Origin of the sequence: Planktotalea sp. (genome assembly GCF_050633725.1) — a bacterium.
In the GTDB taxonomy this organism is placed as follows: domain Bacteria; phylum Pseudomonadota; class Alphaproteobacteria; order Rhodobacterales; family Rhodobacteraceae; genus Planktotalea.
This window is the reverse complement of the sequence record NZ_JBOEHB010000006.1, coordinates 19,267-30,982: the sequence shown is the minus strand read 5'-3', so window position 1 is coordinate 30,982 and position 11,716 is coordinate 19,267. Positions and strand designations below refer to the sequence as shown.

The 11,716-nt window shown below is 52.8% G+C and carries 11 protein-coding genes; 7 read left to right on the top strand and 4 right to left on the bottom strand.

Features of this window, described 5'->3' with window-relative positions; genetic code table 11:
• Nucleotides 1–17: 17 nt before the first annotated feature.
• Nucleotides 18–1,148: an ABC transporter substrate-binding protein gene (locus ACRBCU_RS06855; RefSeq protein ID WP_431364633.1), complete on the bottom strand. Its 1,131-nt coding sequence runs from the start codon at nt 1,146–1,148 to the stop codon at nt 18–20.
• A 218-nt stretch (nt 1,149–1,366) separates the two neighbouring features.
• Between ACRBCU_RS06855 and ACRBCU_RS06850 the strand changes: the two genes are divergently transcribed.
• The 4 genes from ACRBCU_RS06850 (at nt 1,367) to ACRBCU_RS06835 (ending at nt 3,917) form a co-directional block, all read left to right on the top strand.
• Nucleotides 1,367–1,831, top strand: a complete 465-nt coding sequence (locus ACRBCU_RS06850; protein WP_431364632.1) for a YbaK/EbsC family protein — start codon at nt 1,367–1,369, stop codon at nt 1,829–1,831.
• Between the two features lie 232 nt (nt 1,832–2,063).
• Complete coding sequence (locus tag ACRBCU_RS06845) at nt 2,064–2,498, top strand: DUF2852 domain-containing protein (RefSeq protein WP_431364631.1); 435 nt, start codon at nt 2,064–2,066, stop codon at nt 2,496–2,498.
• 76 nt (nt 2,499–2,574) lie between these two features.
• A complete protein-coding gene (locus tag ACRBCU_RS06840) occupies nt 2,575–3,015 on the top strand; it encodes an RDD family protein (RefSeq protein WP_431364630.1) in 441 nt (146 codons plus the stop codon).
• 77 nt (nt 3,016–3,092) lie between these two features.
• Entirely contained in the window at nt 3,093–3,917 is an 825-nt protein-coding gene (locus ACRBCU_RS06835; RefSeq protein WP_431364629.1) for an arginyltransferase, read from the top strand.
• Between the two features lie 154 nt (nt 3,918–4,071).
• Here ACRBCU_RS06835 and ACRBCU_RS06830 read toward each other — a convergent pair whose 3' ends face one another.
• The 3 genes from ACRBCU_RS06830 to ACRBCU_RS06820 form a co-directional block, all read right to left on the bottom strand.
• The gene (locus tag ACRBCU_RS06830) at nt 4,072–6,426 is read right to left on the bottom strand and encodes a TRAP transporter large permease subunit (protein ID WP_431364628.1); all 2,355 of its coding nucleotides are present in this window, start codon (nt 6,424–6,426) and stop codon (nt 4,072–4,074) included.
• Nucleotides 6,426–7,352, bottom strand: coding sequence for a TRAP transporter small permease subunit (locus tag ACRBCU_RS06825; RefSeq protein ID WP_431364712.1), 927 nt, complete (start codon nt 7,350–7,352; stop codon nt 6,426–6,428). The genes ACRBCU_RS06830 and ACRBCU_RS06825 overlap by 1 nt, the downstream gene beginning before the upstream one ends.
• Before the next feature lie 131 nt (nt 7,353–7,483).
• Nucleotides 7,484–8,569, bottom strand: coding sequence for a TRAP transporter substrate-binding protein (locus tag ACRBCU_RS06820; RefSeq protein WP_431364627.1), 1,086 nt, complete (start codon nt 8,567–8,569; stop codon nt 7,484–7,486).
• Nucleotides 8,570–8,860: 291 nt separating this feature from the next.
• On the opposite strand from ACRBCU_RS06820, the gene ACRBCU_RS06815 reads away from it, so the two are divergent.
• From ACRBCU_RS06815 to ACRBCU_RS06805, 3 genes are read left to right on the top strand one after another with little or no spacing between them, the layout of a single operon-like run.
• Nucleotides 8,861–10,300 (top strand): cache domain-containing protein, encoded by a 1,440-nt coding sequence (locus ACRBCU_RS06815; RefSeq protein WP_431364626.1) that lies wholly within the window; start codon nt 8,861–8,863, stop codon nt 10,298–10,300.
• Nucleotides 10,300–10,932 carry a response regulator transcription factor gene (locus ACRBCU_RS06810; protein WP_431364625.1) on the top strand — a complete coding sequence of 211 codons (633 nt, stop codon included), beginning with the start codon at nt 10,300–10,302 and terminating at the stop codon, nt 10,930–10,932. The genes ACRBCU_RS06815 and ACRBCU_RS06810 overlap by 1 nt, the downstream gene beginning before the upstream one ends.
• Nucleotides 10,929–11,474: a pseudouridine synthase gene (locus ACRBCU_RS06805; protein ID WP_431364624.1), complete on the top strand. Its 546-nt coding sequence runs from the start codon at nt 10,929–10,931 to the stop codon at nt 11,472–11,474. The genes ACRBCU_RS06810 and ACRBCU_RS06805 overlap by 4 nt, the downstream gene beginning before the upstream one ends.
• Nucleotides 11,475–11,716 lie beyond the last annotated feature (242 nt).

Genomic DNA, 11,716 nt, shown 5'->3' with positions numbered 1-11,716 from the left:
CAAGCAAAGGCGCGCGCTTACATTTTGCAATCAGCCGCATAAGCGTCCGAGTGGTTTTCCAAAGCGGTACCGATGATTTTGTTTGTGTAAACATCGCCCTCTTTGATCACTTCACGCGCGTAGATCGATTGCACGGGATGATGATTGGGACCGAATGCAAACTCGCCTCTGGTGCTGTCAAATTTCGCAGCGCGCAAAGCCTCGCGGAACGCATCCGCATCTGAAGGCTCCGCCATTGCCAACGCGGACAACAACAGGTTGGCCGTATCAAAACCCTGACTCGCATAAAGCGACGGCAAGCGGCCGTATTCGGCTTGGAAACTTTCGACAAACGCAGCGTTGGTTGGGTTGTCGATGTCTTTGTTCCACTGGGATGTGTTCACGACCCCCAAGGCCGCGTCGCCGACGGCTTGCAAAATCCCTTGATCAAAGCTGAAAGCGGGGCCAACAACAGGCAGCTCTACTCCGCTATCGGCATATTGCTTGAGGAAAGAAATTCCCATTCCACCGGGCAAGAAAAAGAAAACGCTATCCGCGCCGCTTGCACGGACCTGCGCTATTTCAGCCGCGTAATCTGTTTGGCCCAATTTGGTATAGACTTCGCCTGCCAATTCGCCGTCGAAAAAGCGTTTGTAGCCTGTCAGCGCGTCAATGCCTGCAGGATAGTTCGGCGCGATGATAAAGCTGTTCTCATAGCCAACACCATTTGCATGGGCCCCGGCCGCTTCGTGCAAATTATCGTTCTGCCATGCCACGTTGAAATAATTCTTATGACACCCCTTACCCGCAAGCGGCGATGGGCCAGCATTCGGCGAGAGGTAGAACACCCCTTGATTGACCGCCGCCGGAACAACGGCCATCGCGAGGTTGGACCAGATAATACCCGTCATGACATCAACGCGTTCTGACTGGATCATTTTATCGGAAAGCTGAACCGCGATGTCCGGTTTACGTTGATCATCCTCGATCACCACTTCGATATCGTCACGGCCCGATTGCCCCATCGCGAGCATGAAGCCATCGCGCACATCAATCCCAAGGCCTGCACCACCACCCGATAGCGTTGTGATCATTCCGACTTTCACGTCTGCAGAAGCGGCGCTCGTCGTAAGTGCTGCGATTGCAGCGGCAATAAATAGGTTTTTCAACTTAACTCTCCCTTATCCTTCTTTCTTATTCTGGAACTAGAGCGGAGTTTTCAAAGATAGGCAATGAGAAGTAGGGAGCTTGGGCGCCTCAACGGCCTAATGATCTGCCCTTGCCCAAAAAAGCGATGAAGCATTTTGCGCTCAGCGCCTCTTGGCGCCTCTTGGCACACAGCGTTGAATGTGGTGCAGTGCAAACCTGAAACCTACGAGACCAAGCCATGAGCAAATCACTAAAGCGCGTGCGCGCGGCAATCCTTGACGCCGGACTTGAAGACACAATCCGAGAAACAGGTCACGCAACGACCGCGCAAATGGCTGCGGATGAGCTAGGATGCACGGTCGATCAAATCGTCAAATCTATCATCTTTCTAGGAGAGACGTCTGGACGCTGTGTGCTGTTTCTCACGTCGGGCGGCAATCAAGTGGATAGTGTAAAAGCTTCAGCGCTTGCGGGTGAACCGCTGGGCAAAGCCGATGCTGCTATGATCCGCGCCCAAACGGGCTTTGCGATCGGCGGAGTTTCTCCATTGGGGCACCTTACCCCACCGCGCGCCTTCTTTGATCCAGCATTGATGGACTTCAGCGAGATATGGGGCGCCGCTGGAACCCCGCGTCATGTGTTCAAAGCCTCGCCGCAGGATGTTCTAAAGCACTCAGGGGCAACGCTCGCAGAGTTCACTTAAGTCTGTGATTACCTCTTTTAGCGCTATCCAGAGATATTTTATAAACAGGCCCATTTTTTAAATTTCAACATTAATTCAAGGCGATACCACCCTTTTGGTCGCGCCCCCAGAGCCTCCGAACCTCATTAATGTTAAAAAGTTTTACATTATCCCTTGCGCGGCAGGAAAAGCTCCCCATTTATTCAATGTGAAAGACATTCACATTAACGCAAAACTGAAACAGGAGAACTTCATGTCCACCCTCGCCCAAGCCCCCGCCTATACCGCCCAACCCCAAGGTTGGTTCGCCCGCTCTGAGGCCTGGCTCGATAGCAAAGGCAAAGGCGCGTGGATTGCGGCTATGGTCCTCGGCTTTATCTTTGTCTGGCCCGTCGGCCTTGCCCTATTGTTCTACATGATCTGGAGTAAACGCATGTTCAATCGCTCTTGCCGCGGCGCTGGCCGCCAAATGTCCCGCCATCACGCTTTCTCTGCAATGCGCCCCTCTGGCAACTCGGCCTTTGACGCATACAAAGAAGAAACGCTGCGTCGCCTAGAAGACGAGCAGAACAGCTTTGAAGATTTCTTGCAGCGTCTGCGCGATGCAAAAGACAAAGCAGAGTTCGATCAATTCATGGATGATCGCGCAAAGCCATCTGACGCATCAAAAGAAACAGAAGACGCGTAACAGCTCCTTCTCTTGCGGCCTACCTGCCTCCCAAGGTAGGTCGCATTTACGAAACTTAAGCAACAAGAACAGGACAATGACCCAGCCATTTGCCAACCACCCTGACCCATTTCGCGCGCCGCAGTTTTATGCGTCCGTGCCCACTAAGCGTTTGATTGCTTGGCTTATTGACACAGCGTTCACCGTAGTTTTGACAGCCATAGCCGTTCCGTTAACCGGCTTTACAGGTCTCTTCATTCTGCCTTTGCTGTTCTTGGTTATCGGGTTTGGGTATCGCAGCGTGACGATTGCTGGCTCGTCTGCAACTTGGGGAATGCGCATGATGTCTATCGAGCTGCGCGATGCGCGTGGTGAGCGATTTGATTTCAGCCAAGCGTTGGTACACACTTTCGGTTACACGATCTCGATGACGTTTTTCCTGCTTCAAGCAACCTCTGTCATCATGATGCTCGGCTCGGCCCGTGGCCAAAGTTTGACAGACATGGCCTTGGGGTCCGTCATGATCAACCGGCGATAAAAGCGGCGCGATCCCAGTTCTAGGCTTGGCGTGTACATAAATTGAATGTTAGCCTGCCTCAAAGGATAGTTTAGTTTATGCGTCACTCGCTTCCAGTTGCTCCGCAGTTTTATGTCACTGCGCCCCAGCCGTGCCCCTATCTCGAGGATCGGATGGAACGCAAATTGTTTACTGCACTGCAAGGTGATGGCGCGGACGCACTAAATAATAGCCTTTCCAAACAAGGATTTAGACGATCCCAAAACGTCCTCTATCGCCCATCTTGCACGGATTGTGCGGCCTGTCTTTCGGCGCGCATTGATGTATCTGCCTTCAGCCTAAGCAAAAGCCAAAGGCGCATCAAACGGCGCAATGCGCATCTTGAGCGCCGTGCGACCTCGCCTTGGGCCACTGAAGAGCAATACGCGCTGTTTCGTACTTACCTAGAGTCGCGCCATGCCTCTGGCGGCATGGTCGATATGGATGTGTTCGAATTTGCAGCGATGATCGAAGAAACTCCGATCCGAAGCCGCGTTGTGGAATACGCAGACGAAAGCACACTGGAGCTGAACGCAGTCTGTTTAACGGATGTGCTCGATGATGGTTTGAGCATGGTATATTCGTTCTACAAACCCGATCTGCCACGCCAATCCCTCGGCACTCATATCATATTGGATCACATCGAGATCGCTCGGGACGCAGGTCTTCCGTATGTTTACCTTGGTTACTGGGTCCCCGGCAGTCCAAAGATGGGGTATAAAGCCAGCTTTTCAGGACTAGAGGTTTTCGCAAACGGCGTTTGGTGCAAAATGCGAGATCCTGAAGCGTTTGAGCCTACATTGCATCCGCTTTCAACGGCGCCAATCGCCGAGCAAGTGGCCAGCATTTCGCTGCCCGGTGGCTATCGGGCCGTGCCAGACTAAAGCCAGCGACGCGGCGTTTCTCTCCACTTACACTCCTGCCTTATGTGAACCATGCCTTTTGTGTCTGGCCAAAATGCATTGCTCAAAGGCGGCCGCGACAAAAAAGCGAGGCCAAAATGGCCTCGCTTCTTGGTTTAACACTGTGCTCGATAGATCAATTCGGGATCAAATCCGGAATGATCGTCACGATTGACGGGAACAGCCAAAGCAGGCCCAATCCAACAACTTGGATCAGAACAAAAGGCGCAACGCCGCGATAGATGTGGCCTGTAGTGACTTCCTTGGGTGCAACCCCCCTTAGATAGAACAGAGCAAAGCCAAACGGCGGCGTCAGGAAGGAGGTTTGCAAGTTCACCGCGATCATGATCGTCACCCATTTCGGATCAAAAGTTCCGCCATATATGACGGGACCAACAATCGGGATTACGATGTAAATGATCTCAAGGAAATCAAGCACGAAGCCCAGAACAAATAGCACGAGCATCACGATCAGGAAGACTTTCACTTCATCGTCAAAGCTACGCAGGAATTGCTGGATGTAATGCTCGCCGCCAAAGGAAATCACCACAAGGTTCAGCACCTGAGAGCCGATCAGGATGGTAAAGACCATGCTGGTCACTTTCGCCGTTTCGCGCACAATCGGTGGCAAGATGCCAGCGCGATACAGAACGTAGCACGAGAACAGCAATCCGAACGCCGCATAGAGCCAAGCCGTGTAAGCAAAGAAGAACGCGACCCATGTTTCAAAGCTTGGGCTGCCTTGGTTGACCCGTAGATCGAAGTTCACCCCGATCAGGATCATCAAGATTACCGCAAGTGTTGAGAACAAGATGATCTTGCCAGACTTATCCTCGTCGCGCAGACGGCGATACGCCGCGAGCATGATCGCGCCGCCCGCACCTAGCGCAGCCGCTGGTGTCGGGTTGGTGATGCCTCCAAGGATCGAGCCAAGTACAGCAACGATCAATACGAGCGGAGGAAAGACAACGCGGATCAACTCGTTCTTGGACAGCATGATCGCAGCATGCGTGCAGCCATAGAGCGCCAAGGCCCAAGGGATCAGCATCATCATAACGCTCGCCCCGCTACTGGTGCCCGGGCGAATGAACAACAGATCGACCAATAGCCCCAGAACGACACCAATCAAACCAATGTAAATTGGTCCGTGATTGGAGGACGGGCGCGCGCCGCGCGCTGTCGTCAGGATCAGGGTCATGATCAAAGCGAGGATTGCGATACCTGTTCCGATTGGCGCCGCTGCCCCTGCTTTTTCAGCGATTGCAGCTGCGATCTCGTCTTCGGACAGTTTAACACTCTCGGCAACGCCGCCAGCCGCTTCGATAGCTTCCGTTTGCGCGATCGCCGTGTCCCAAGCCGATTGACCATGCAGCTCAATCATCGAAGCCTGACAATCAGCGCTTACGTTTGTCCGCAAGCTCGCGCTTTCGCCGATGTCCGAATAGCTATCAACGTCAAGGCTCTGACTGCCAATGACATTCAGGTTACCCAAGAGGATCATGCCAACAATCAACGCAACAGGAATACCAACAAACCACGTTAGCCCCTCTCCGCGCGTGATGACTTCATCGCTTTCACCCGCCAACGCAACTGCGGGGGCTTTGCTTGGGTTCAGCAGCGCATAACCAAAGGCATAGAGCGCATAAAGCAAGGCCAGAAGAACACCGGGCAAAAGCGCCGCTTGGAACAATGTGCCAACTGAAACCACCGCTGGCTCACCCAAGTAAGTGAGAGCGTCGGTACATCCCGCTTCAATTGCGCGCGATTCTTGTGCAGAGGAATAAAGATCGCCCGCAAGCGTGCCGAGCAGAACAATCACGATAGAAGGTGGAATAATCTGACCAAGCGTACCCGAGGCCGCGATGACGCCCGTTGCGATTTCAGGTGAATAGTTATTGCGCAGCATTGTCGGCAAGCTGAGCAAACCCATCGTCACAACTGTCGCGCCAACGATACCTGTGGACGCCGCAAGAAACGCGCCCACAACAACAACAGATACCGCCAAGCCGCCGGGAAGCGGTCCAAAGACCCGCGCCATAGTGGTCAACAAATCATTCGCAATCTTGGAGCGTTCAAGCGTGATGCCCATCAGTACGAACATCAAAACGGCCAAAAGCGTTTCAATAGACTGCCCCGCCAGAACACGTTCGTTCATGCGGTTCACAATAAAGGAAACGTTACGATCCAGCGCGTGTTCCCAGCCACGTGGGAAAACAGGGCCTTCATAGGTCGGCAATTCGGGGTATCGGAAGACCGAGATTGTTTCAGCCTTAACCCCCGAGTTCACAAGATCGATATACATTTGCGATCCCGTGTCGATCGCTTGGTGGATAAGCAATCCAGCACCGTCAAGCGCTGCGATAATACCGAATGCAATGACACCAGCACCGCCAATGGCAAAAGCCACTGGAAAGCCGGACAAAATACCCCCGAAAAGGCAAAGGAAGACAATAATTAGGCCGACTTCAACGCCATCAAGACCAAAGAACATTAGTGTGTCCCCTCATAAGCTTCTTCGCCCTCACCGAGCGTATCTTTATCGAGGTACTTGCCCTCACTTTCTTCGCCTTCCTTCCACTCGAGATAAGAGCGATAGAAGAAGGCAACGGCTTGCAAAAGAACCATAGCGGTGAAAGCTACGAGCAAGATCTTGAACAGGAAGTAGGCCGTAAATCCGTTTGGCGAGAAACCGATGGTTTCGACATTCCATTTCAGCAGTTTGGATTTGCGCATGAGCAAGTCGAATTTGTCTGACGCCGAAACCTTTGGCGTCACCAGATGGCGCCACATGAAGAACCAGCCGTACATCCAGATCAGGATTGCAGCAGGCATCATGAAGATCAACGAGCCGATCATATCAATCATTCGTTTGGTGCGGAATTTAACCGCCGCATAGATCAGATCAACCCGGACATGCCCGCCTTGAACAAAGGTATAGGTTACGCAAAGACAAACGACTAAGGCGTTGTAAAGTTTCAGCTCTTCCGCAAACCATGAGATATCAAATTGTAGCGGAATGCCAAATCCAAACGAAATGTCAGGACGCGTAAAGATACGCTGCATAAAGACGATGACAATTTGTTGGAGAACCATGAGCAGGCCAGCCCATGCGAAGAAACGGCCAACCGAATTGGCAAATCCCTCAAGCACGCGCACAACGCCCCACATGATCGCGTTTTTCCACATCCCGACTGCTGTCAGGATCAAAAACGCCGTTAAGACCACGAAGAATAGCTCGACCGAGGCACCATAGTAGATGAACCGCATCAGCGATTGGCTATCGGACCAATCGAGCCATGATGCAGGATGCGACAGAGCATAGCCAAAGTTGTAAAATGCCATGCCAATATTCTGAATAAACCAGAGCAAACCATCGCCTATTGCCGCGAGCGCTCCGCCAGATGCGTCATCCGCCATCAGTGTCCCCTTTTTCATAAACCTGTCATTGCAGCCAAACGTTCTAAGATGTGCCAGCTTTGCAATATCATGGTGCAGGCAAGGCCTCTGCACTTGCAGAGGCCTGACCCGTTTTCAAAATCGTAAAAGGCTTAGTTGCCCAGAACGCGGTTACGCTGTTTGACGTAGTAACCGTCTGACTTGTCGATCCAAGAGGAAGACGCCGCCATGGACTCTTCGAAGGACTTACGCGTTTTCGCGAAGATTTCGTCGCCCATGTTCTCGTCCATAACTTCAGCAGAGGCTTTACCGAACGCATCCCAAACATCGTCAGAGAACTGCAGAACTTTAACGCCCTGAGACTGAAGACGCGCAAGTGCAGCACCGTTGTTTGCAAGTGTCTGGGACAGCTGCAGGTGCGTTGTTGCCGCGCAAGAGTTGGAGATGATTGCTTGGTGCGCAGGTGAGAGGTCGTTGTAAACGTCAAGGTTTACACCACATGCAAGGCCGGAACCTGGCTCGTGGAAGCCCGCAGCGTAGTAAACTTTCGCAACTTCTTGGAAGCCGGCGCGCTCGTCCGCCATTGGGCCAACCCACTCGAGGCCATCAAGAGCACCAGAAGACAGCGCTTGGTACAGCTCGCCGCCCGGGATGTTCTGAACAGATGCGCCCAGTTTACCAAGAACCTTGCCACCAAGACCAGGCATACGGAACTTAAGGCCGTTGAAGTCAGCCGCGGAGCCGATTTCTTTACGGAACCAACCACCAGACTGGGAACCAGAGTTACCAGCAAGGAAGGATTTCAGGTTGAAGATTTCGCCCAGCTCGGAGTGCAGCTCGTGGCCGCCGCCGTGGTGGTACCAGTTTGTCAGCTCTTGCGCTGTGCCGCCGAATGGTACGGCTGTGAAATACGCATACGCTGGGTGCTGACCGATGAAATAATAGTCCGCAGAGTGGTACATGTCCGCTTGGCCAGAAGACACAGCGTCAAATACTTCAAGCGCGCCAACCAGTTCGCCCGGTGCTTTTTTGTCGATGGTCAACTGACCGTCAGACATCGCGCCAACCATGTCCTGCAGGTATGTCGCTGCGTCATCAAGAACAGCAAAGCCACGTGGCCAAGACTGAACCATAGTCAGAACGCGCTTGCCCTGTGCATAGGCTGGTGCTGCAAGCGTGGACGCTGCTGCTGCCGTGCCGCCGAGTGCGGATGTTTTTAGAAAAGAACGACGATCCATAAAGAATCCTCCCAGATTGATGATGCGCAAAGAAAATGCCGGATTGGATCCAGCTCTCCCCCCCGCGCGGATCGTTTCAAGTCCGGCAAGACTACTCGCACCGTCAAAAATGAAAATACCAAGTTCTACGTAGTGAGCAGTTAAAGACGCTTGGTAATAGGGCAAAAATACAGCAAAACACCATTTTTCGACCTTTTACTGAGCGATCACGCACAATTGTCGGAACCAAGACGAGAATCGTTTACGCGTAATCGCTTTGATTCGCGCTCGATTCGCCGTTAGCTAAAGCAAATGTCACTGCGCACTGCTTTCAGCCTCAGCTACACTCAAAAGCTGTTCCTCTTAGGAACGCTGCCGTTGATTTTGGCGGTGACTGCTATTTCACTGCTTGTTGCTTTTCAATCGCGTCAATTGGCCGAGCGCGAGATTGCTACGCTTGAACAAACGATGATTGAGGCCAAGAAAGACGAGCTTCGCAACTACGTAACGCAAGCGCGCAACGGGTTCTATTTTATTTACGGCAACGCGCCGCCCGATGACGAAGAGGCCAAGCAGCAAGTCATGCAAATTCTTGCTGCGATGATCTATGGGCATGAAGGTAGTTTTTTTGTTTATCACTATGACGGAACCAATCTGGTCAGCCCGCGCGACACGCATCTGATCAATAGCAATTGGTCTGGCCTATCGGACAGCGAAGGCACGCCCGTTGTGGATGAGTTGATTCAGATCGCGCGCTCTGGTGCCGGATATCACAGCTATCTATGGCCCAAACCCTCAACAGGGAAAGAGGCACGCATGATCACTTATGTGACCAGTTTTCCAAGCTGGCAATGGGCGGTTGGCACAGGGGTTTTCATCGACGATGTCATTGCAACGGTCGCAAGTTCACGGGCCCAAGTTGAGGCCCGCACCCGAGCAACTTTCCTTTATATCGGTGCGATAACCTTGGCCGCCCTTTTGATCGTTTTCATTTCTGGCCTCTTCTTGAATATTCGAGAGCGAAGGCTGGCAGACACCAAACTCAAAGCACTTACGCAACGCGTGTTTGATGCCCAAGAAGAGGAGCGCGGACGCGTTGCGCGTGAACTGCATGACGGTATTAGCCAAATCCTTGTTGGGATTCGTTATGCACTTGACGTAACCCGCCGCCAGCTGGGCTCGGACAAACGAGCGGTTCCCAAGATGCTCGATAAGGGGATCGACAGCCTGTCTGGTGCCATTCACGAAGTGCGCCGCATTAGCCGCGATTTACGCCCCGGGGTTCTTGACGACCTCGGCCTCGGCCCTGCCTTGAAAGCGTTGACCGAGGATTTCACTGCGCGCACGCAAATTGAATCCGAGTTCTCAACCGTCGTATTTCGAAACCGTTTGGATGCAGAGTCCAAAATCGCCCTCTACCGCGTCGCGCAGGAGGCATTAACCAATATTGAACGCCATGCAGATGCCACAGAAATCCACGTCTCTGTGCGCGGGGATCGTCGCGGCGCTGTGTTAACCATTCGCGACAATGGCCACGGCCTCGCAAAGACCCAAACCAGAGAAAACCAGAAAACGCTTGGCGGGATGGGATTGCGAAACATGCAAGAACGTATGGAACAGATCGACGGAGCCTTGTTCATCAGCAGCAATAAAGACGGCACAACTATTGAAGCGCGCGTCCCGCTCAGCCATATGTTGCCGCCAGAAGCTGCCCCAGCCGCAAAAAACGCAAATTCAGAGGATGCCATCTAATGCCGGTACGCGTCGCAATCGTTGACGATCACCCAATGGTCGCTGAGGGGATACAGGCGATTTTGGAGAGCTATGAGGATATAGAGGTCGTCGCGACCTGCTCTTCTGGTCAAGACATTATTGATCGCGCCGAGGCACTTGCCCCTGATGTTATTTTGCTCGATCTGAATATGCCCGGCATGAATGGGCTGACGGCGATTGAATTACTGCTCGAGGCGCGCGCTGAAACCCGCGTCTTGGTTCTAAGCATGCACGACAGCGCCGAGTATATCACAACTGCGCTTAGCCATGGCGCGATGGGATATTTGTTGAAAGACGTGCCGACCGAAGAAATTAAGACAGCGATTGATACGGTCATGACGGGCGAGCGCTATCTGTGCACTGGCGCAAAAGGCTCGCTGACACCGAGTGCAAGCACAGAAACCCTAACCGGCCGAGAGCAGACGGTTCTTTTACAACTGGCAAAGGGTCGTTCGAACAAAGACGTTGCCGCGACGTTGGAAATTTCTGTGCGCACCGTGGAGACGCATCGCAAAAACATCAAACGCAAACTAGGTATTTCATCAACCGCTGGCCTCACCCGCTATGCTTTGGAACACGGCGTTTTGCAGGGAACAGGCGCTTTCTTGTGAGCCGCGTTATTTTATTGAACAAGCCCTTTGGCGTTCTCTCTCAGTTTACCGACAAGGGCTTGGAAGGATCCAAGCGGCCAACCCTGTCTGCCTTTGTGGACGTGCCTAACGTCTATCCTGCGGGCAGGTTAGATCGCGATAGCGAAGGTTTGCTGGTGCTGACCGATGACGGGAAGCTGCAAGCGCAGATCGCTGATCCCAAGTTCAAAAAACCAAAGAGCTATCTGGTTCTGGTTGAGCGCATTCCAGATGAGGATGCGTTGCGCGCTTTGCGGGAGGGCGTCACGCTCAAAGATGGAAAAACGCGCCCTGCTGAAGTGCGCCGTATTGATCCCCCTGCCCTTTGGGAGCGCACCCCGCCTGTGCGCTTTCGCAAATCCGTGCCAGATTGCTGGCTAGAGTTGACTATTCGCGAAGGGCGCAATCGACAGGTTCGTCGGATGACAGCCGCAGTTGGACACCCGACCCTGCGGCTGGTTCGATGGTCTGTTGGAGATTGGTCCTTAGACGGAATTGAAAATGGCACATGGCGCGACGCCTGAAGAAAAAATCCTTCTGCGAAGGATTTTGACGACCAAGATTTTCGCAGAAAATCTTGGCTCTAGAGGTTGGCGTTGAAATTCTTCATCTTGTGATTTGTAGGGCGGATCAAATGATCATCATATCCGCCGAACGCCAAGCTTGCGATTAATCAAACCGCCTAAACTGACGCGGCCTTGGAGAGAAAAAAACCAGCGTTCAAAAAGCCGTATTTGGTCAATCTCCAAACAATGTGACACCCGAT

What these genes read in the sequence shown, in the direction of transcription:
- ACRBCU_RS06850 (WP_431364632.1), top strand. Translation starts at nt 1,367, where the DNA reads ATGAGCAAATCACTAAAGCGCGTGCGCGCGGCAATCCTTGACGCCGGA.
- ACRBCU_RS06845 (WP_431364631.1), top strand. Translation starts at nt 2,064, where the DNA reads ATGTCCACCCTCGCCCAAGCCCCCGCCTATACCGCCCAACCCCAAGGT.
- ACRBCU_RS06840 (WP_431364630.1), top strand. Translation starts at nt 2,575, where the DNA reads ATGACCCAGCCATTTGCCAACCACCCTGACCCATTTCGCGCGCCGCAG.
- ACRBCU_RS06835 (WP_431364629.1), top strand. Translation starts at nt 3,093, where the DNA reads ATGCGTCACTCGCTTCCAGTTGCTCCGCAGTTTTATGTCACTGCGCCC.
- ACRBCU_RS06830 (WP_431364628.1), bottom strand. Translation starts at nt 6,426, where the DNA reads ATGTTCTTTGGTCTTGATGGCGTTGAAGTCGGCCTAATTATTGTCTTC.
- ACRBCU_RS06825 (WP_431364712.1), bottom strand. Translation starts at nt 7,352, where the DNA reads ATGGCGGATGACGCATCTGGCGGAGCGCTCGCGGCAATAGGCGATGGT.
- ACRBCU_RS06820 (WP_431364627.1), bottom strand. Translation starts at nt 8,569, where the DNA reads ATGGATCGTCGTTCTTTTCTAAAAACATCCGCACTCGGCGGCACGGCA.
- ACRBCU_RS06815 (WP_431364626.1), top strand. Translation starts at nt 8,861, where the DNA reads ATGTCACTGCGCACTGCTTTCAGCCTCAGCTACACTCAAAAGCTGTTC.
- ACRBCU_RS06810 (WP_431364625.1), top strand. Translation starts at nt 10,300, where the DNA reads ATGCCGGTACGCGTCGCAATCGTTGACGATCACCCAATGGTCGCTGAG.